This window comes from Nocardia canadensis, assembly GCF_032656385.1.
Taxonomy (GTDB): Bacteria; Actinomycetota; Actinomycetes; order Mycobacteriales; family Mycobacteriaceae; genus Nocardia; species Nocardia canadensis.
Genome location: NZ_JAVCWB010000002.1, coordinates 162,321 through 180,726 on the forward strand (window position 1 = coordinate 162,321; position 18,406 = coordinate 180,726).

Genomic DNA, 18,406 nt, shown 5'->3' on the forward strand with positions numbered 1-18,406 from the left:
CTCGCGCTCAGTAGAACCGAACGGGTGAGCCCGTCACAGCTCACACAACGAGAGGCTCGCGCCGCTCCCTCGGGACGGCACGGGCAAGCGGGGTGGTACCGCGGTACGGCGCACCGGCGCCGACATCGTCCCCGTGCCCAGGATTCGCGCCGACGGCGCGGCGGCACGAGGAGCAGATCCGCGATGGCGGACGAGACAACCACCGGTGCGTACCCCCGGGTCGACTTCGGCGCCGGTTCCGGCGCGTCGTTCCCGGAACTCGAACAGCAGGTACTCGACTATTGGGCGCGCGACGACACCTTCCGCGCCAGCCTGGCCAACCGCGACGGGGCGGCCGAGTTCGTCTTCTACGACGGCCCGCCCTTCGCCAACGGCCTGCCGCACTACGGCCACCTGCTCACCGGCTATGTCAAGGACCTGATCCCGCGCTTCCAGACCATGCGCGGCAAGAAGGTCGACCGCCGCTTCGGCTGGGACACCCACGGCCTGCCCGCCGAGATCGAAGCCGAGAAGCAGCTCGGCATCACCGACAAGTCCCAGATCGACGAGATGGGGCTGGCCGAGTTCAACGCCGCCTGTAAGTCCTCGGTGCTGCGCTACACCGGCGAGTGGCGCGACTACGTGACCCGCCAGGCGCGCTGGGTCGACTTCGACAACGACTACAAGACCCTCGATCTCGACTTCATGGAGTCGGTGATGTGGGCGTTCAAGTCGCTCTACGACAAGGGCCTGATCTACCAGGGCTTCCGCGTGCTGCCCTACAGCTGGTACGAGCAGACGCCGCTGTCGAACCAGGAGACCCGCCTCGACGACGCGTACAAGATGCGGCAGGACCCCGCGGTCACCGTCGACATGCAGCTCGTCGTCCCGGCCGAGCATCCCTTCGCGGCCCTCGACGGCGCCAACGCGCTGATCTGGACCACCACGCCGTGGACGCTGCCGTCCAACCTGGCGATCGCGGTGCACCCCGACGTGCGCTACGTGCACGTGCGCGGCGCCGACGGCAAGCGCTATGTGCTTGCCGCCGAACGGGTCTCGCACTACGCCCGCGAGCTCGGTGACGAGCCGGAGGTGCTCGGCGAGTACGACGGCGCCGCGCTGGCCGGGCTGTCCTACCGACCGCCGTTCGACTTCTTCCTCGGCCACCCGAACGCGCACCGCGTGCTCGAGGCCGACTACGTCACCACCGACTCCGGTACCGGCGTAGTCCACCTCGCGCCGGCCTTCGGTGAGGAGGACATGGACGTCGCCTCGGCGAACGGGATCGAGATCGTCCAGCCGCTGGACCCGGCAGGCAAGTTCACCTCGATGGTGCCGCCGTACGAGGGCCTGATGGTCTTCGACGCCAACCCGGTGATCATCAAGGATCTCAAGGCCGCCGGAAAGCTGTTACGGCACGAGACGATCGAGCACTCCTACCCGCACAGCTGGCGGTCCGGCCAGCCGCTGATCTATATGGCCGTGCCGTCCTGGTTCGTCGCGGTCACCAAGTTCCGCGACCGGATGGTCGAGCTGAACCAGCAGATCAGCTGGGTGCCCGAGCACATCCGCGACGGCCAGTTCGGCAAGTGGCTCGAGGGCGCGCGCGACTGGAACATCAGCCGTAACCGCTACTGGGGCAGCCCGATCCCGGTGTGGGTCTCCGACGACCCGGCCTACCCGCGCCTGGACGTCTACGGCTCGCTCGACGAGCTCGCCGCCGACTTCGGCGTGCGCCCGACCGACCTGCACCGGCCCTACATCGACGAACTGACCCGGCCGAATCCCGATGATCCGACCGGCAAGTCGACCATGCGCCGGGTGACGGAGGTGCTCGACTGCTGGTTCGAGTCGGGCTCGATGCCGTTCGCGCAGGTGCACTACCCGTTCGAGAACAAGGACTGGTTCGACAGCCACTTCCCGGGCGACTTCATCGTCGAGTACAACGGGCAGACCCGCGGCTGGTTCTACACACTGCACGTGCTCTCGACCGCGCTGTTCGACTCGCCGTCGTTCAAAACTGTTGCCGCGCACGGCATCGTGCTGGGCGACGACGGGCTGAAGATGTCGAAGTCGAAGGGCAACTACCCCGACGTCAACGAGGTCTTCGACCGCGACGGCTCCGACGCGATGCGCTGGTTCTTGATGAGCTCGCCGATCCTGCGGGGCGGCAACCTCATCGTCACCGAGCGCGGCATCCGCGAAGGCGTCAGCCACGCGTTGCGCCCGCTGTGGAACGCGTGGACCTTCCTGCAGCTCTACGCCTCGAAGCCCGGGGTGTGGCGCACGGATTCGCCGCACGTGCTCGACCGCTACATCCTGGCCAAGCTCGCGGTCACCCGGGACGTGATCACCGAGGCGCTCGAGACCTACGACATCGCCGGTGCCACCGACGAATTGCGCTCGTTCGCCGACGCGCTCACCAATTGGTATGTGCGCCGGTCGCGTTCGCGGTTCTGGTCCGAGGACCGTGACGCGGTGGACACGCTGCACACGGTGCTCGAGGTGGTCACCCGCCTGGCCGCGCCGCTGCTGCCGCTGATCAGCGAGGTGATCTGGCGTGGGCTCACCGGCGAGCGCTCGGTGCACCTGGCCGACTGGCCGACCGAGACCGAGCTGCCGCACGATCCCGAGCTCGTGGCCGCGATGGACGAGGTCCGGGTGGTCTGCTCCACCGTGCTGAGCCTGCGCAAGGCGCAGAACCTGCGGGTGCGGCTGCCACTGGCCGAGGTCACCATCGCCGCGGCCGACGCGGAGCGGCTCACGCCGTTCACCGAGTTGATCGCCGACGAGGTCAACGTCAAGAAGGTCGACCTGACCACCGACGTCGACGCGCACGGCCGCTTCGAGCTGGTCGTCAACGCGCGCGCCGCCGGGCCGCGGCTGGGCAAAGAGGTCCAGACGGTGATCAAGGCGGTCAAGGCGGGGCAGTGGAGCGAATCCGCCGAGGGTGTCGTCACCGCCGCCGGGATCACCCTGCTGCCCGAGGAGTACACCCAGCGTCTGGTGGCCGCCGAACCCGAGTCCACCGCCGCCCTGCCCGGCAATGCCGGTCTGGTGGTGCTGAACTCGGTGGTCACCGAGGAACTGGAGGCCGAGGGCTGGGCCCGCGACCTCATCCGCGACCTGCAGGAGACCCGCAAGGCGCAGGGTCTCGAGGTGTCGGACCGGATCACCCTCACCCTGGAGGTCCCGGCCGAGCGGCTGGCGTGGGCGCGGACCCACCGCGATCTGATCGCCGGTGAAGTCCTCGCCACCACGCTCGATTTCGGCGCGACCGATGCCGAGGCCGCCGAACTCACCGGTGGGGTGAAGGCTCGGGTGCGCAAGGCCTGACCGGCGACAACGGCGGGGCGGGACCGGCTTTCGGTCCCGCCCCGTTCGTGTCCGCGCACCCGGCCGATGATAACGATGCTGAAAATTTGCTGAATGTGTGTGACAGTCCGTCGATCGTCGAGCACAATCGAGGTGTTACTGCTGATGCGCATGGAACCGCTGAGGCGGCAGTAGCTGTATGTTACGTCTGATCTCGTCCGAACACGGGTAGCTCGCCGGGTTCGCCCGATTCCGGGACGCCTGGCCCGGCGAGTTTCTCGCCACGCTCCGACGTCCGTAGGAACAGCGGGGAGGCGGAACAGCAAATGCGGCGAAAAGTCTTGCGACGGTTGGCCTTCGGGTTCGTCGCCACCACCATCACCACCCTCGTCCTCGCCGGGCCAGCCTGGTCGCAGACCGGCAGCGCGTCGGGCTCGGGCGGCTCCTCGTCCGGCAGCTCCAGTGGCTCCGGCGCGATCCCGTTACCCAGCGCGACCGGCATCGGCGCGCTCACCGCCGCTGCCACCCAGATCGGCAAGCCCTACGAGTGGGGCGCCATGGGGCCGCACGCGTGGGACTGCTCGGCCCTGGTGCAGTGGGCCTTCCGGCAGGTCGGGGTCAACCTGCCGCGCACCACCTGGGAGCAGGCGAAGGTCGGCATGCCGGTGACCTTCCGCGGGCTCGCGCCCGGCGATGTCGTCATCCTCAACGGCGACGGCTCGCACGTCGGCATCTACGCGGGGATGGGCCAGATCCTCGACGCCCACGACTGGGGCGTTCCGGTGGGGCTGCATCCCCTGCGCGAATTCGACATCTTCACGATCCGGCGCTTCTGAGCCTCAGTCGACCAGCTGACGCAGCAGCGGCCCGTACTCCGGGTGGGCGAGCGCGGAGGCGAACTGGGCGACCAGGTAGTCGGCCGGATTGCCGGTGTCGTACCAGCGACCCTGGATGACCTGGCCGTACACCGCGTGGTTGGCGGCGTAGTTGTTGATCGCGTCGGTGAGGTACACCTCGCCGGTCTGGTGGGTGTACCAGTTCTCGGTCTGGGTCTGCAGCTCCTCGATGATGCCCGGGGTCACCACGTACCCGCCGATGGCCGCGTACGCCGAGGGGGCGTCCTCGGGCTTGGGCTTCTCCATCAGGCCGGAGATGCGCAGCAGCCCGTCGTCGAGGTCCTCGCGGACCACCGGGACGCCGTAGCGCTGCGACTCGCCCGGCGCCATCGGCAGCAGCGCCAGCACCGGGCAGCCGGTGGACTCGTAGGCGGTGATGAGCTGCTGGGCGCGCGGCACCTCGGCGACGAACACGTCGTCGGGCCACAGCACCAGCATCGGCTCGTCACCGAGATTGCGGGCGGCGTTGAGGACCGGTGTGCCGTTGCCGTACGGACCGTGCTGGTCGAGGTAGGTGATGTGGCCTGCGCGCGAGAGCTCACCGACTTCCTCGACCGCGTCGGCGTAGGCGGACTTGCCGTCGGCGCGCAACTGCGCGACCAGCGCCGGGTTGGGGCGGAAGTGGTCCTGGATCAGCGACTTGCCGCTGCTCACGACGATGGTGATGTCGGTGATCCCGGAGGAGACCAGTTCACGGACGGTGTGCTCGATGACCGGCTTGTCGCCGACCGGCAGCATCTCCTTCGGCGTCGCCTTGGTCAGCGGAAGCAGCCGGGAGCCGATTCCCGCAGCCGGAATGACAGCCTTGCGGATCTTCATCCACCGATCATCACATATCCGACTGGGTGATCGCTGTGCCACAGCTGTCAACCGGCGGGGGAAAATGTGTCGGCCGCGCCGCGTAGATTGCGGGCGTGAGCACCGACGCCAACACCGCAGGCGCCCCGGCCAGGGCAGATGCGGCGGTCACCGCCCGCCGCTGGGTGCTGCACATCGATATGGACGCGTTCTTCGCCTCGGTCGAACAACTCACCCGCCCGACTCTGCGCGGCAGGCCGGTGCTCGTCGGCGGCGCGGGTCAGCGCGGGGTGGTCGCCGGAGCCAGCTACGAGGCACGGGTCTACGGCGCGCGCTCGGCCATGCCGATGCATCAGGCCCGGCGGTTGATCGGAGTGTCGGCGGTGGTGGTGCCGCCGCGCGGCGCGGTGTACTCGGTGCTCAGCGCCGCGGTGTTCGACACGCTGCGCGGCCGGATCCCGGTGCTGGAGACGCTGTCGTTCGACGAGGCGTTCGCCGAACCCGCCGAGCTGGCGGGCGCGAGTGTGGCCGAGGTCGAGCAGTACTGCGCCATGCTGCGCGCGCTGGTCACCGCGCGGACCGGGCTCACCGCCTCGATCGGCGCGGGAACCGGCAAGCAGCTCGCCAAGATCGGCTCCGGCCTGGCCAAACCCGACGGCATGCGGGTGATCTCGCCCGCCGAACAGGGCGGGCTGCTGGCCGGGCTGCCGGTGCGCAAACTGTGGGGGATCGGCCCGGTCGCCGAGGGCCGGCTGCGCAGTCTCGGCATCGAGACGGTCGGTGCGTTCGCGGCGCTGCCGGAATCGGAGGCCGCCTCGATCCTGGGCGGCAGCATCGGCACGGCGCTGCACCGGCTCGCGCGCGGCATCGACGACCGCCCGGTCACCGAACGCGCCGAGGCCAAACAGATCAGCGCCGAGAACACCTACGAGCGCGACATCGTCACGCTGCCCGAGCTGCGCGCGGCCATCACCGCCATGGCGGCGGCCGCGCACCGCAGACTCGACCGCGACGGCCGCGCCGCCCGCACCGTGGTGCTCAAACTCAAGAAGTCCGACATGAGCATCGTGACCAGGTCGTTCACCCTGCCCTATGCCACCGCCGACCTGACCACGCTGGCCGCGGCCGCGCAACGCTCGGCGATCGACCCGGCCGAACTCGGCCCGATCCGGCTCGTCGGCGTCGGCTACGGCGGGCTGTCGATGGTCCGCCAGGAATCACTGTTCCCCGAACTGGATCAGGCCGTTCCCGAGGACTTCGGCGTCGACCAGGTCGAGGCGGCCGCACCGGCGGGCGAGCCCGTCGACGCCCCCGATCCGCTTGCGGGACAATGGTTCCCCGGCATGGACGTGCGTCACCCCGACTTCGGCCACGGTTGGGTCCAGGGCGCGGGCTACGGCGTGGTGACGGTCCGATTCGAGACCAGCTCGACAGGTCCCGGCCCGGCGCGTACGTTTCCAGCCGACGATCAGGATCTGACGCGGGCAGATCCCCTCGACAGTCTCGCGTGAAGTAGCCTCGGCTACCGCGATGGAACCACTCCCACCTCGAACGCAAAGGACGAGCAGTTGAAGCTTCGTACGACCGGACGTGTCGCGATCGCCGGACTGGCCGTGGTCGCGGCCCTTGGCCTGAGCGCGTGCAGCGACGACAAGGGTGACAAGCCCGCCGCGAAGACCACCACCAGCGCCAAGGCTTCCGCCTCGGCTGCCGCGAACCTGCCCGCGGTGCCGACGGTCGAGCAGCTCAACGAGCAGCTGACCACGGCGTTGGATCCGTCGATCCCGAACGAGCAGAAGCTGGATTTCGTGCAGGGTGGTTCGGCGGATCCGGAGTTGCCGAACCGGTTGGCGCAGGCGGCCAAGGATGCCAATGTGCAGGTGCAGGTCACGGAGGTGACCTCGTTCGGTGACAGTGTGAACGCGAAGGCGAATTTCACGCTCAACGGTCAGACCAATGTGGTGGATGTGCCGTTCGTGGCCGAGGACGGTAAGTGGAAGGTCCAGAAGACCTGGGCGTGCGGGATGCTGACCAATCTGGGGCAGCAGTCGGTCGCCTGCGCCTGATTCTCCTGCCGCGAACCCCGGCCCCGCTGTCGTCGCGGCCGGGGTTCGCGCGTTCGGTGACCCTGATGGATCGCGTGTGACCAGCACGTGTTTCGCGAGCCGTCGACGGCGCCGCTACTATCGGGCCCCGTGGTAGAGACGATCGTGCGGCCGGGGCATCCGCCCGAGGATGTTTCGGACTCCGCGCGACGGGCCCGGCCCGACCGCTGGGTCCGCGTCGTCGCGATCGTCGCCGCGCTGGTCGGCGTGCTGAGCGCGATCGCCATCCCGTTCCTGCCGGTCCGGGTCGACACCGCGACGGTCGCCTGGCCGCAGCGCGGCGCGACCACCTCGATCGAATCCCCGCTGGTCGCCTACGCGCCCGCCGAGCTGACCGCCACCGTGCCGTGCGCGGCGCTGAGCGCGCTCGCCGAGACCGGCGGCGTCGCGGTGTCGACGATCCCGCACCAGTCCGCCGACAGGGAGAAGTACGGCTTCGTCGTCAAAGTCGTCGCCGACACACCCGAACGCGCGGGTCGCGTCGACGTGGTCTCCCGGTCCACGCTGCTGTGGACGGTGCCGCTGGCCGAGGTCCTGGGCAGCGGCTGCGCGATCTCGGTCGCCCTCACCCCGCAGCAAGCCGCGGTCACCGCGACCGGTCTCGGCGCGTCCGGGGTGGTGCTGCCCACCGACCTGCGTCCCCAGGTGGTCGGCGTCTTCAGCGAGCTGACCGGCGCGCCGCCCGCGGGCCTGGACGTGCGGGTGGTGGCCGATGCGCGCTACATCACCTCGCCGACCTGGATCAAGCTCGGCGTGATCGTGCTGTGCCTGCTCGCGACCGCGCTCTCGCTGTTCGCCCTGCACCGCCTCGACGCGCTCGACGGCCGCGCGGCCCGCCGGTTCCTGCCGCAGCGCTGGTGGCGCCTGCGGCCGGTCGACTGGCTGGTGTTCGCGGTCCTGGTCGTCTGGCACTTCATCGGCGCCAACACCTCCGACGACGGCTACATCCTCGGCATGGCCAGGGGCGCGCGCTCCTCGGGCACCATGTCGAACTACTACCGCTGGTTCAGCGTCGACGAGGGGCCGTTCTACACGCCCTACACCGACATCATCGGCTGGATCACCCATATTTCCGCGGTCAGCCCGCTGGTGCGGCTGCCCGCGCTCGGCGCCGGCCTGCTGACCTGGTGGCTGATCAGCCGCGAGGTGCTGCCCCGGCTCGGGACGGCCGTGCGCCGTCAGCGGGCCGCGACCTGGACCGCGGCGCTGGTGTTCCTGGCGTTCTGGCTGCCCTACAACAACGGCCTGCGCGCGGAGTTCGTCGTCGCGCTGGGTGTGCTGGTCACCTGGGTCTCGGTCGAGCGGGCCATCGCGACCCGGCGGCTGCTGCCGTTCGCGGTCGCGGTGATCGTCGCGGCGTTCACGCTGACCGGCGCGCCGTCGGGGCTGATCTGCCTGGGCGCGCTGGTGGCCGGTGCCCGCGTCGTCACCGCGGTGATCGTGCGGCGGGCCAAGACGGTGGGCTATCTCGCGCAGCTGCTGCCGATCCTGGCGGCGGGCACGCTGGTGCTGACCGTCGTGTTCGCCGACCGGACCCTGGCCGGCGTGCGGGAGATGTTCGAGGTGCACGGCAAGATCGGGCCGGGGGAGTCCTGGTTCTTCGAGTTCCTGCGCTACCAGTACCTGTTGCAGCTCAACGCCGACGGCTGGCTGACCCGCCGTTTCGGAGTCTTCGCGATGCTGCTCGGGCTGATCGTCTGCGCGGCCACCATGTTGCGCCGGGGTGGGCACATTCCCGGCACGGCGGTCGGCCCGACCCGCAGGCTGCTCGGCATCACCCTCGCCGCCATGGTGCTGATGATGTTCTCGCCGACCAAGTGGACCCATCAGTTCGGCGTTTTCGCCGGCCTGGCGACCTGTGTCGCCGCGGTGACCGCGGTGGCGGTGAGCCCGGCCGTGCTGCGGCCGCTGCGCAACCGCGCGCTGTTCGCCGCGGCCGTCTTCTTCGCGCTGTCGATGACCTTCGTCGGCGCCAACGGCTACTGGTACGTCTCGTCGTGGGGCATCCCGTGGTGGGACAAGCCGCCGAGCATCGCCGGCTACGGCATCTCGACCGCGTTCGTCGGGCTGACCGTGCTGTGCCTGGCCGCCGCAGCCTGGTTCCACATCCATCCGAGCCCGTCCACCCGGTCGTGGCCGCTGGCACGGGTCCCGGTGCTGGCCGTGGTCGCCGCGATGATGGTGCTGTTCGAGGTGGCCTCCTTCGCGAAGGCGACCCTGGCGCAGTACCCGGCTTACTCGCTGGCCGGGTCGAACCTCGAGGCCGCCTTCGGTGGCGGCTGCGGCATGGCCGACGAGGTACTCGTCGAGACCGACCCGAACGCGTCGATGCTCGCGCCGCTGACCGGCGACGTGGCGACCGCCCTGGCCGGTGACTCGACCGGGTTCCGGCCCGACGGCGTGGCCCCGGTCCTCACCTCCGACGAGGTGGAATCGACCACGGGCCAGGCGAATTCGGTCTCCGACGACCCCGACAAGCTGCGCGACGCCTCGACCTCGGCGGGCTCGGAGTCCCGGCAGGGCTCGCTGGCCCTGCCGTTCGGCCTCGACCCGGCGACCACGCCCGTGCTCGGCAGCTACCGCGCCGGTGCCCAGGAGCCCGCCGCGCTGACCACCGGCTGGTTCCGCCTGCCGGAGGGTCCGCGTGGGCCGTTGCTCGCGGTGTCGGTGGCGGGCCGGATCCGCTCGGTCGACGCCGACGGCATCGTGCATCCCGGCCAGGAATTGGCCGTCGAATACGGCACCGCGGCCGCCGACGGCACCGTCGCGGTGACCGGTCGGGTCGCGCCGATCGACATCGGTCCCGCGCCCATGTGGCGCAACCTGCGCGTCCCGCTCGACCAGCTGCCCGCCGACACGAGCGTGGTCCGCTTGGTCGCGCAGGACAAGGATCTGGGCCCCGATCAGTGGCTGGCGGTGACCCCGCCGCGGATGCCGCAGACCACCACGCTCAACGCCCTGGTCGGCAGCCGGACCCCGGTGCTGCTGGATTGGGCTGTGGGCCTGCACTTCCCGTGCCAGAACCACCTGCCGACCTACAACGGCATCGCGGAGCTGCCCACCTATCGCATCCTGCCTGACCGCAACGGCGCCACGATCACCAACCTGTGGCAGGGCCACGACGGCGGCGGGCCGCTCGGCTGGACCCAGCTGCTGTTCACCGGCCGCACCCTGCCGACCTATCTGAACAACGACTGGGACCGGGACTGGGGTTCGATCGAGCAGTACCTGCCGCTGGACACCACCGCGGTCCCCGCGCGACCGCAGGTCGACTCCGAGAACCGCTGGGGGACCTGGACTCCCGGCCCGATCATCACCGCCTGGTAGCCGGTACTCCGGCGCGGAAATCCGTCCGCGCCGGGTGCGGTGGTCGGGATGCCGTCGGCGGCACTCGGTGGGCGGCGCCTGCGTGGGAGCGTTGGCGCCGCGTCTTCCTCAACGGGAGTGGGCAGCGATGCGCTGGGCCAGATCCGGCAGATCGGCGCCGGTCAGGCCGGGATAACCGTGCAGGAGCGCCCGCCAGCGCGCCGGGACCGCGGACGCGCCCCAGCGAGCGCCGAGCAGACCACCGGCGATGGCGGCGGTGGTGTCGGTGTCGTTGCCGGCGCGCACACAGGCTTCCAGCGCGCGCGGCAGATGCTCGGGGGTCGACTGGTCGGTGGTGGTGATGGCCCACCACGCCGTCTGCAGGGCGTGCACCACCCAGCCGTTGTTCGGGAAGTCGGCCGGGGTGCCCTTCTCCGCTTCGTCGAGGCGGTCGTGCCAGTACTCGGATTGCCGTGAACCGCCGACGTATTCGCGCACGCCCTCGAAATCGGCGTGCAGCACCGCGTGCCGCACGGCGTAGGTCCAGATCTTGCACGCCTCGACGGCGTGCTCGTCGTAGTGCGTCAGCATGCCGATCCGGCCCGCCGCCGCGACGCAGGCCGCGGCATCGTCGAGATAGGCCAGCGCGACCGGCGCGGTCCGCATGAGCGAGCCGTTGCCGCCGGTGCGGCCCGACAGCGACATCGCCACCGCCTGCATGCTCAGCGCCGAGGACGGCCGGGCCGACAGCACGGTGCGGGTCTGGTTCCCGATATCGGGCGGCACGGAGTCGTACCAGGCGAGGAAACCCGCCGCGACCGCGTCCAGATCGATCCCCGGACCGTTCACCGCCGCCAGCACGATCGCCAGCGCCATCGAGGTGTCGTCGGTCCACTCGCCCGGCGCCCAGTGGAACGGCCCGCCCCCGATCATGTCGATCACCGCCCCCGGCCCCGGCACCGTGAACTCGTAGCCGGCCCCCAGCGCGTCCCCCGCGGCCCCGCCGACGAGCACCCCCGCCACCCGATCAGAGAACCCCGCATCATGCACAGAAACCCACCCCTCTCGGGCGCCCGCTCTCCGTGTGTCCAGCTGTCGAGCCTACCGGTCGGGTTGTGCGACACACCCAGCTTTCGCCCTCCGGCGCGCCCGTGTCGGGCGGCGGATTCGGCCCGGTCAGGGCGTGGTGACCTGGTCGACGGGAGCCGGGGCCGGGGTCGCGCGCCGGGCGCGTCGGTTGCGGCGCAGCGCGTCGGTGGTGAACACGGCCAGGGCGGCCCAGATGAGCGCGAACCCGGCCCAGCGGGAGGCGGGCATCGGCTCGTGCATGACCGCGACGCCCCAGGCCATCTGGAGGGCGGGGGTGAGGTACTGGAGGATGCCCATCGTCGAGAGCGGGACGCGCTGGGCGGCGACCGCGAACAACAGCAGCGGGATCAGCGTGACCGGGCCGGTGGCCAGCATCAGGCCGAAATGGGCCGGGGTGGAGGTGAATTCGCTGCGGCCGGTGGCCATCAGCGCGATCAGGAAGGCCAGGGCGAACGGCACGGCGACGATGCCCTCGGCGGCGATACCGCGCAGCGCGTCGAGCGTGATCACCTTCTTGACCAGACCGTAGGTGGCGAACGAACAGGCCAGGACCAGGGCGATCACCGGCGGCCTGCCGTAGTCGACGGTGAGCACCACCACGGCCAGCGCGCCGAGGCCCAGCGCCAGCCACTGCGCGCGGGTGAGGCGTTCCCGGAACAGCACCACGCCGAAGGCGACGGTGACGAGCGGATTGATGAAGTACCCCAGCGCGCACTCCACGACATGCCCGGAATTCACGCCGTACACATAGGTGCCCCAGTTGATCGCGATGGCCGCCGAGGCCGCCGCCGCCAGCCGCCAGGTCCGCGCGTCGATCCCGCGCATCTGCCGCAGCCGTCCGGTCAGCGCGAGCACGATCAACACCACGACCAGCGTCCAGATGATGCGCTGGGCCACCACCTCGGCCGCCGAGGCGAACGCCAGCAACCCGAAGAACGCGGGGAACATGCCCCAGATCAGATAGGCGCCGGCGCCGAAGACGACACCGGGCGGAGAGGGGCTGCGCTGCATTCATCCCATGTTACGACTGACGTAGCCTGACGAGCATGTCCATTTCCGTGCAGGAGCCCGCGGCGACGGGGCTCACCGCAGCACAGGTCGAGGAACGACGCCGCGACGGGCGAACCAACGATGTCCCGGCCAGAGCGAGCCGGTCCGTGCGCGAGATCGTGCGGGCGAACGTCTTCACCCGCATCAATGCCATTCTGGGCGTGCTGTTCCTGCTGGTGCTGTCCACCGGCTCGATCATCGACGGCATGTTCGGCCTGCTCATCGTGGCCAACAGCGCGGTCGGCATCATCCAGGAGATCCGGGCCAAACGGACTCTGGATCAGCTCGCGATCGTCAGCCAGGCCAAGCCGACGGTGCGCCGCGACGGCGTCGCCCACGAGGTAGCCCCCGGCGAGGTGGTCCTCGACGACCTGATCGAGCTGGGTCCGGGTGACCAGATCGTCGTCGACGGCGAGATCGAGGAAGCCGCCGCCCTCGAGGTGGACGAATCGCTGCTCACCGGTGAGGCCGACCCGATCGACAAGGGCGTGGGCGCCCCGGTGATGTCGGGCAGCTTCGTGGTGTCGGGCTCGGGCGCCTACCGCGCGACCAAGGTCGGCAGGGACGCCTACGCGGCCAAGCTGGCCGAGGAGGCCAGCAAGTTCACCCTGGTGCACTCGGAACTGCGCTCCGGCATCGACAAGATCCTCAAGTTCATCACCTACCTGCTGATCCCGGCGGGCGCGCTGAGCATCTACAACCAGCTGGTCTCCAGCAAGGAGTCCTGGCGACCCGCCGTGACCGGCATGGTCGCCGCGCTGGTGCCGATGGTCCCCGAGGGGCTGGTCCTGATGACCTCCATCGCGTTCGCGGTGGGCGTGGTGCGTCTGGGCAAGCGCAACTGCCTGGTGCAGGAGCTGCCCGCGATCGAGGGCCTGGCCCGCGTCGACGTGGTGTGCGCGGACAAGACCGGCACCCTGACCGAGAACGGCATGCGCCTGTCGCAGATCGCACCGCTCGGCGCCTTCGACGAGGACCAGGTCCGGCAGGTGCTGGCCGCCCTGGCCGGCGACGATCCGCGCCCGAACGCGAGCGTGCAGGCGATCGCCGAGGCCTTCCCCGACTCGCCGGACTGGTCGCAGACCGCCGTCGCCCCGTTCTCCTCGGCCAAGAAGTGGAGCGGCATCTCCTATGGCGCCCACGGTGATTGGCTGCTCGGCGCACCCGACGTGCTGCTCGATCCCGCCTCTGCCGACGCCGAGCGGGCCGAAGACCTCGGCTCCTCGGGCCTGCGGGTGCTACTGCTGGCCCGCTCCGACCGCCCGGTCGACGCCGACGACGCCCCCGGCCGGGTCGAACCCGCCGCGCTCGTCGTGCTCGAACAGCGGGTCCGCCCCGACGCCAAGGGCACGCTCGAATACTTCGCGAGCCAGCATGTCTCGATCAAGGTGATCTCCGGCGACAACGCCGTCTCGGTCGGCGCGGTCGCCTCCTCGCTGGACCTGCCCGGCGGCGACCACGCGGTCGACGCGCGCTCGCTGCCCGAGGACCGCGACGAGCTCGCCGACGTCCTCGAGCGCGACACCACCTTCGGCCGTGTCCGCCCGGATCAGAAGCGCGCCATGGTCGGTGCGCTGCAGTCGCGCGGGCACACCGTCGCCATGACCGGTGACGGCGTCAACGACGTGCTCGCCCTCAAGGACGCCGATATCGGCGTCGCGATGGGCGCGGGCAGCCCGGCCACGCGCGCGGTGGCCCAGATCGTGTTGCTGGACAACAAGTTCGCGACCCTGCCCTACGTGGTGGGCGAGGGCCGCCGGGTGATCGGCAATATCGAACGGGTCTCGAACCTGTTCCTTACCAAGACCGTGTACTCGGTGTTGCTGGCGTTCCTGGTGGGCCTGGCCGGTGTCGGTTCGCAGATCTTCGGCTACGACCCGATCGGCTATCCGTTCCTGCCGCGCCACGTCACCATCGCGGCCTGGTTCACCATCGGCATCCCGGCGTTCATCCTGTCGCTGGCGCCCAACAACGAGCGCGCCCGCACCGGGTTCGTCGGCCGGGTCATGCGCCTGGCGGTGCCCTCGGGCGTGGTGATCGGCGTCGCGACGTTCGTGTCCTACCTCATCGCCTACGCCGGGCCGGAAGCCTCGGAGACACAGAAGATCCAGGCGGGCACCACCGCGCTGATCACCTTGATCATGATCGCGGTGTGGGTGCTGGCGCTGGTCGCGCGGCCGTACGTGTGGTGGAAGGTGGTGCTGATCGCCGCATCGGTGCTGGCCTACATCGCGCTGTTCACCATCCCGTTCACCCGCGAGTTCTTCAAGCTCGACCCGTCGAACCCGCGACTGACGCTGGCCGCGTTCGTCTGTGGCGCGGTGGGCATCGTGCTGGTGGAGCTGGCGTGGTGGGTGCAGGCGCGGCTGTCCGGCAACACCGGCAAGTTCGTTCCCGCGGTGGGCGCCCAGGGCGCCTGAGGCCGCGCTGACCAGGCCGGGTTTGCCTCGAGAACCCTTGCGCCGGACGCACATTCGGTGTTGGAGTACCTTTGCGCACTATGGAGGTATTGCTGCACCAGATCGACGCGTTCACCGACGCACCGTTCTCGGGCAACCCGGCCGCGGTCATGCCGCTGCCCCGCTGGCTGCCGGACACGCTGCTGCAACAGCTGGCCGAGGAGAACAACCTCGCCGAGACCGCGTTCTACACCTCCGAGTTACCCCCGGACGCCGGCGGCCCGCCCGGCGAATGGCCCGCCTTCCACCTGCGCTGGTTCACCCCGGCGGTCGAGGTGGACATGTGCGGGCACGCCACCCTCGCCTCGGCCACCCAGATCATCGAGGACCTGCATCCCGAGCACGATCGGGTCAGCTTCTACACCCGCTCGGGCTGGCTGCACGTCGACCGCACCGACGACGACGAGTACGTGCTGGATCTGCCCGCGCTCGCCTCGGTGCGCGTCGACCCCGACCCGGCTCTGATCGCGGCCCTCGGCGTCACCCCGCTGCACGCCTACACCGGCCAGGACGAGGTGATCGTCCTCGGCTCCGAGGACGAAGTCCGCTCCGCCACACCGAATCTCGGTGCGTTCCCGGCGCTGGCCCGCGGCGCGATCATCACCGCGCCCGGCACCGCCACCGACTTCGTCTCGCGGCTGTTCGCCCCCGGTGTCGGGGTCCCGGAGGATCCTGTCACCGGTTCGGCGCACGCCCAGCTGGTTCCGCTGTGGAGCCGCGAGCTGGGCCGCACGACGCTGACCGCGCGTCAGCTCTCCCGGCGCGGCGGGACACTGCGCGCCGAACTCGCCGACGACCGGGTGCTGCTGCTCGGGCGCTGCCGCCGCTACCTCGACGGTGTGGTCACCTTGCCCGAGTGAGTCGGGCCTCGCGGAGACGGCAGGTACCTTCGTGCCGCGAGATCCCGTCGAGGTTCGATCCAGGACAGCGCGGCGTCTCTCCCGTCGGGACGGCGCCGCCGGATCGGCCGGAGGGCCGCCGGATGACTCGGGACACGTGGTCCGCCACGGACTCCTCGCGCGGGCCGGGGACTACTCGGTGGGGACGGGGGCGTCGTCCGGAGTCGGTGTGATCACCCCGGTCGACTCCGGTAGCAGCGGCGCCACCGCGAAGCGGCCCGCGATCGCGTCGGCGGGCAGCGCCTGCACCGCGCGGACGCCGGGTCGTGTTGCCAGCACCCGTAATTCGGGCAGCGTGCCGCGCACGACCAGGCCTGCGGTGCACGCGCAGCCCGCGCGCAGCCTGGCCTCGGTGACCCGGGCGATATCGGCGCTGCGCTGATCACGGAACCGCTGGGCGGCCACCAGTCCCGCCGCCGCGTCGGCGGACCGCACCGCGGGTTCGGCACCGGCCGGTGTCGCGACGGTGATCACCGGTGTCTGCACCCGATCGATCGGGACGTGCTGGATCACACCCGCGACGCGCAGGCCGTCGGCCGCGGCCGGGATCTGGGGCGCGGTCAGATAGTCGGTGAACGACACCAGCGCCCAGTGCGGGTCGGTGTCGGCGCCGTCGAGGGAGGCGCGGGCCTCGCGCAGATAGTCGTCGACCTGTTCGCCCTGCGCGGGACCGAGCCGATCGGTCGTCACGCCCGTCGACGGGCGTGGATTGAGGATGCCGAGCACGACGACGACCACGGCCAGCACCACGGCCGCGGCGATGGACACCGCCGTGCGCCCCGACAGTCGGCGATCCTCGGCGCTCCCGCGGTCGTCCGGCGCCGTGTCCGGCGCCGGTACGGACGACCGCGGGTCGTCAGGCATTGCGTAGTACGTCCAGTGCGCCGGCCAGGTCGGCCGGGTACTCGCTGGTGATCTCGAGCCAGCGACCGTCGGCGGGATGGTGGAAGCCCAGCTGACGCGCGTGCAGCCACTGCCGCTCCAGCCCGAGGCGCTTGGCCAGGGTCGGGTCGGCGCCGTAGGTCAGGTCACCGGCGCAGGGGTGGCGCACCGCGGAGAAGTGCACCCGGATCTGGTGGGTGCGACCGGTCTCCAGATGGACGTCGAGCAGGCTGGCCGACTGGAACGCCTCGATCGTGTCGTAGTGGGTGACACTCGGCCTGCCGTCGCCGGTGACCGCGAACTTCCAGTCGTTGCCGCGCGCCCGCCCGATCGGCGCGTCGATCGTGCCGCTGCTCGGATCGGGATGTCCCTGCACCAGGGCATGGTATTGCTTGTCGACCGTGCGCTGCTTGAAGGCGCGCTTGAGCATCGTGTAGGCGTGCTCGGACTGGGCGACCACCATCACGCCGGAGGTGCCCACGTCCAGGCGGTGCACGATGCCCTGCCGTTCGTGCGCGCCCGAAGTGGAGATGCGGTAGCCCATCGCGGCCAGGCCGCCGACCACGGTCGGGCCGGTCCAGCCGACGCCGGTGTGCGCGGCCACGCCGATCGGCTTGTCCACCGCGACGATGTCGTCGTCGGCGTAGAGGATCTTCATCCCCTCCACGGGGGTGGCCTCCACCGTCAGCTCGCGCTTGGGTTCGGGGAACACCACTTCCAGCCACGCGCCCGCGGTCAGCCGGTCGGATTTGCCCGCGGCGACACCGTCGAGCTGCACCGAGCCCTCCTCGGCCAGCGCGGCGACCGCGGTGCGCGACAACCCGAGCAGCCGGGACAGTCCCGCGTCGACCCGCATCCCGTCCAGCCCGTCGGGCACGGGCATAGTCCTGGTTTCCCTCATGCGGTCTCCTCTTTGTGGTTGCGACCGCTGCGGGTGCCGTCCGGCTCGAACCCGAACACGGTGAGCGCGACGAGCAGGATGGCGCCGCACACGATGGCCGAGTCGGCCACGTTGAACACCGGCCACCAGCCGACGGCGACGAAATCGACGACGTGGCCCTGCAGCGGGCCGGGGTAACGGAAGATCCGGTCGACCAGGTTGCCCAGCGCGCCGCCGAGCACCATGCCCAGGCCGATCGCCCACCACAGCGACCGCAGCGTGCGCCCGATCCGGATGACGCCGACCACCACGGCCGCGGCGATCAGGGTCAGCAGCCAGGTCATGCCGGTCGCCATCGAGAACGCCGCACCCGGGTTGCGGACCAGGGTGAAGCGCGCGAAATCGCCGATGATCGGCACCGATTCGCCCGGATCGATGAAGGCGACGGCGAGGCACTTGGTCAGCAGGTCGAGGCCGAACAGCACGACGGCGATGATCAGCAGCGTCGTCAACCGGCGGCGACCAGCGGGTTCGTCCGTTCCGGTGGCCTCGGGCACGGTGTCGGGGGCCGGTGCCGCCGAGTCGTCGCCCGTCTCGGGAACGGCAGCGTTGTCGGATGGCCGGTCTTCACTCACGCGACCATCATTCCCTAATGGCGATCGGTGCTGCGCCGCGGTGCCCGGGAGTCCCAGCTGTTACTCAGGAAGCGGTCGTACGCTGATGGCTGTGACGGTGTTGTCTAGTTCTC

At 70.4% G+C, this 18,406-nt stretch carries 13 protein-coding genes; 7 read left to right on the forward strand and 6 right to left on the reverse strand.

What is annotated here, in order from left to right; all coding sequences use genetic code 11:
• The first annotated feature begins 183 nt into the window (after positions 1-183).
• Both ileS and Q7X29_RS04015 read left to right on the forward strand, forming a co-directional pair.
• The gene (ileS, locus tag Q7X29_RS04010) at positions 184-3,315 is read left to right on the forward strand and encodes an isoleucine--tRNA ligase (RefSeq protein WP_218721090.1); all 3,132 of its coding nucleotides are present in this window, start codon (positions 184-186) and stop codon (positions 3,313-3,315) included.
• 305 nt (positions 3,316-3,620) lie between these two features.
• A complete protein-coding gene (locus Q7X29_RS04015; protein ID WP_255588518.1) occupies positions 3,621-4,130 on the forward strand; it encodes an NlpC/P60 family protein in 510 nt (169 codons plus the stop codon).
• Positions 4,131-4,133: 3 nt separating this feature from the next.
• Here the strand turns inward: Q7X29_RS04015 and Q7X29_RS04020 are convergent, their stop codons facing one another.
• A complete protein-coding gene (locus Q7X29_RS04020; RefSeq protein WP_218721091.1) occupies positions 4,134-5,009 on the reverse strand; it encodes a UTP--glucose-1-phosphate uridylyltransferase in 876 nt (291 codons plus the stop codon).
• A 179-nt stretch (positions 5,010-5,188) separates the two neighbouring features.
• Between Q7X29_RS04020 and Q7X29_RS04025 the strand changes: the two genes are divergently transcribed.
• The 3 genes from Q7X29_RS04025 to Q7X29_RS04035 all read left to right on the forward strand — a co-directional run bounded on the left by Q7X29_RS04025 (position 5,189) and on the right by Q7X29_RS04035 (position 10,420).
• The gene (locus tag Q7X29_RS04025) at positions 5,189-6,499 is read left to right on the forward strand and encodes a DNA polymerase IV (protein WP_394358667.1); all 1,311 of its coding nucleotides are present in this window, start codon (positions 5,189-5,191) and stop codon (positions 6,497-6,499) included.
• Positions 6,500-6,556: 57 nt separating this feature from the next.
• Positions 6,557-7,054 carry a hypothetical protein gene (locus Q7X29_RS04030; RefSeq protein ID WP_316573335.1) on the forward strand — a complete coding sequence of 166 codons (498 nt, stop codon included), beginning with the start codon at positions 6,557-6,559 and terminating at the stop codon, positions 7,052-7,054.
• 129 nt (positions 7,055-7,183) lie between these two features.
• On the forward strand, positions 7,184-10,420 hold the full coding sequence (locus tag Q7X29_RS04035) for an arabinosyltransferase domain-containing protein (protein ID WP_316573336.1): 3,237 nt from the start codon (positions 7,184-7,186) through the stop codon (positions 10,418-10,420).
• A 108-nt stretch (positions 10,421-10,528) separates the two neighbouring features.
• On the opposite strand, the gene Q7X29_RS04040 is transcribed toward Q7X29_RS04035, so the two are convergent.
• Complete coding sequence (locus Q7X29_RS04040) at positions 10,529-11,413, reverse strand: ADP-ribosylglycohydrolase family protein (RefSeq protein WP_308248643.1); 885 nt, start codon at positions 11,411-11,413, stop codon at positions 10,529-10,531.
• Positions 11,414-11,575: 162 nt separating this feature from the next.
• On the reverse strand, positions 11,576-12,499 hold the full coding sequence (rarD, locus tag Q7X29_RS04045; RefSeq protein WP_218721095.1) for an EamA family transporter RarD: 924 nt from the start codon (positions 12,497-12,499) through the stop codon (positions 11,576-11,578).
• A gap of 35 nt (positions 12,500-12,534) precedes the next feature.
• On the opposite strand from rarD, the gene Q7X29_RS04050 reads away from it, so the two are divergent.
• Together Q7X29_RS04050 and Q7X29_RS04055 are read left to right on the forward strand one after the other, a co-directional pair.
• Complete coding sequence (locus Q7X29_RS04050; RefSeq protein WP_218721096.1) at positions 12,535-14,958, forward strand: cation-translocating P-type ATPase; 2,424 nt, start codon at positions 12,535-12,537, stop codon at positions 14,956-14,958.
• An 80-nt stretch (positions 14,959-15,038) separates the two neighbouring features.
• Entirely contained in the window at positions 15,039-15,857 is an 819-nt protein-coding gene (locus Q7X29_RS04055) for a PhzF family phenazine biosynthesis protein (protein ID WP_218721097.1), read from the forward strand.
• Between the two features lie 171 nt (positions 15,858-16,028).
• On the opposite strand, the gene Q7X29_RS04060 is transcribed toward Q7X29_RS04055, so the two are convergent.
• The 3 genes from Q7X29_RS04060 to lspA form a co-directional block, all read right to left on the reverse strand.
• Positions 16,029-16,664, reverse strand: a complete 636-nt coding sequence (locus tag Q7X29_RS04060) for a hypothetical protein (RefSeq protein ID WP_308248640.1) — start codon at positions 16,662-16,664, stop codon at positions 16,029-16,031.
• Positions 16,665-16,752: 88 nt separating this feature from the next.
• Positions 16,753-17,679, reverse strand: a complete 927-nt coding sequence (locus Q7X29_RS04065) for an RluA family pseudouridine synthase (RefSeq protein ID WP_218721098.1) — start codon at positions 17,677-17,679, stop codon at positions 16,753-16,755.
• Positions 17,676-18,293 (reverse strand): signal peptidase II, encoded by a 618-nt coding sequence (gene lspA, locus Q7X29_RS04070; RefSeq protein WP_218721099.1) that lies wholly within the window; start codon positions 18,291-18,293, stop codon positions 17,676-17,678. Before lspA ends, Q7X29_RS04065 begins: the two co-directional genes overlap by 4 nt.
• Between the last annotated feature and the right edge of the window lie 113 nt (positions 18,294-18,406).

Bases quoted from the DNA above. Each gene is read 5' to 3' on its own strand.
- Q7X29_RS04015 (WP_255588518.1), top strand. From the start codon at position 3,621: ATGCGGCGAAAAGTCTTGCGACGGTTGGCCTTCGGGTTCGTCGCCACC.
- rarD (WP_218721095.1), bottom strand. From the start codon at position 12,499: ATGCAGCGCAGCCCCTCTCCGCCCGGTGTCGTCTTCGGCGCCGGCGCC.
- Q7X29_RS04055 (WP_218721097.1), top strand. From the start codon at position 15,039: ATGGAGGTATTGCTGCACCAGATCGACGCGTTCACCGACGCACCGTTC.
- Q7X29_RS04065 (WP_218721098.1), bottom strand. From the start codon at position 17,679: ATGAGGGAAACCAGGACTATGCCCGTGCCCGACGGGCTGGACGGGATG.
- Q7X29_RS04025 (WP_394358667.1), top strand. From the start codon at position 5,189: ATGGACGCGTTCTTCGCCTCGGTCGAACAACTCACCCGCCCGACTCTG.
- Q7X29_RS04020 (WP_218721091.1), bottom strand. From the start codon at position 5,009: ATGAAGATCCGCAAGGCTGTCATTCCGGCTGCGGGAATCGGCTCCCGG.
- ileS (WP_218721090.1), top strand. From the start codon at position 184: ATGGCGGACGAGACAACCACCGGTGCGTACCCCCGGGTCGACTTCGGC.
- Q7X29_RS04050 (WP_218721096.1), top strand. From the start codon at position 12,535: ATGTCCATTTCCGTGCAGGAGCCCGCGGCGACGGGGCTCACCGCAGCA.